The organism is Ralstonia sp. 1138 (assembly GCF_040544795.1).
Lineage (GTDB): Bacteria > Pseudomonadota > Gammaproteobacteria > Burkholderiales > Burkholderiaceae > Ralstonia > Ralstonia flatus.
In genome coordinates this window covers 1-1139 of record NZ_JBEPKQ010000025.1, presented here as the reverse complement: position 1 = coordinate 1139, position 1139 = coordinate 1, and the positions used below count along the sequence as shown (strand labels likewise).

Annotated in this window: 1 protein-coding gene; it reads right to left on the bottom strand. The window is 61.5% G+C overall.

Features of this window, described 5'->3' with window-relative positions; genetic code table 11:
• Positions 1–1125 (bottom strand): calcium-binding protein (locus ABIC76_RS25545; RefSeq protein ID WP_354535655.1); only part of this gene is annotated, 1125 nt, incomplete at its 3' end.
• Positions 1126–1139: the final 14 nt, after the last annotated feature.

Here is a 1139-nt window from a genome sequence, read left to right as displayed (position 1 = left end):
GTTCCAACTTCCACCAATGTTGCCGTCCGTCAACGCATTCACGTTATTCCACTGCGTTCCGCCCAGACTGCCGCTGTCTACACCGCTGCGAGTCGCCTTGCCCGCCGCAACGTCCACGCTCCCCGCATAGACCTTCATCCCCGTCAGGGACACCGTTGCGTTATAGGTGGTGCTATAGATCCGGATGTAACGCCCCGTTTCCCCAACGACCGTCGTCGTGCCGGCAACCGTCTTCGTTACCTTGCCTTGAGTCAAATCCGCGCTGATGCCAGTGTTGCCATACACCGTCGTAACGCTGTAATCGACCGTGTCGTTGCCCGCACCGCCGTCCAGCCGGTCGCTGCTTCGCTCGATGTCCTGCAGGATCAGGTCGTCGCCCGCGCCAGCACTCACCGTGTCGACGCCCAGACCGCCAGCGAGTTTGTCGTTGCCGTCACCGCCATTGATCGTGTCGTTGCCGGCACCGCCGTACAGCACGTCATCTCCCGCTCCGCCGTTGATGGTGTCATTACCCTCACCGCCGCAGAGGAAGTTGCTGTTGATATCACCGATCAGGGTGTCATCCAGTACCGTACCAACCACGTTCTCAACGCTGGTGACTGTGTCAGCGTACTGGTCGGTGGCGTTACCCGTCACCGCTCCCACATCCACGCGCGCCATGCCGGTGTTCGCACTCAGGCTGGCGTAGGTTTCGTTGGCCCCAAACGCGGCGTCCGACACGAACACACGCAGGTTGTTGGCTTCATACGCCCACTGATCGGTGCGGCCCCACAACGAAACCGCATCAATGTTCTGCACCGAGCCCAGATCCAGTTCGATGTACCCCCCCGCGCCGGCATCCGCCCTGGCATAGGCCATGTTGCTCGTCGCCGGCGTACCATTCCCATTCCAGCTCCCGCCGAAGCTGCCATCCGTCAACGCATTCGGGTTATTCAACTGCGACAAACCAAGACTGCCACTATCAACGCCACTGCGACTCGCCCTGCCCGCCGCGACATCCACTCCACCTGAGAAGACCTTCATCCCCGTGACCCCTACCGCATTGGTCGCATCGGTGTGATAGATCCGGAGGTAGCGGCCCGATGTCCCAACAGCCGTCGTCGTGCCGGCAACCGTCTTCGTCACCTTGCCTCGGCTCA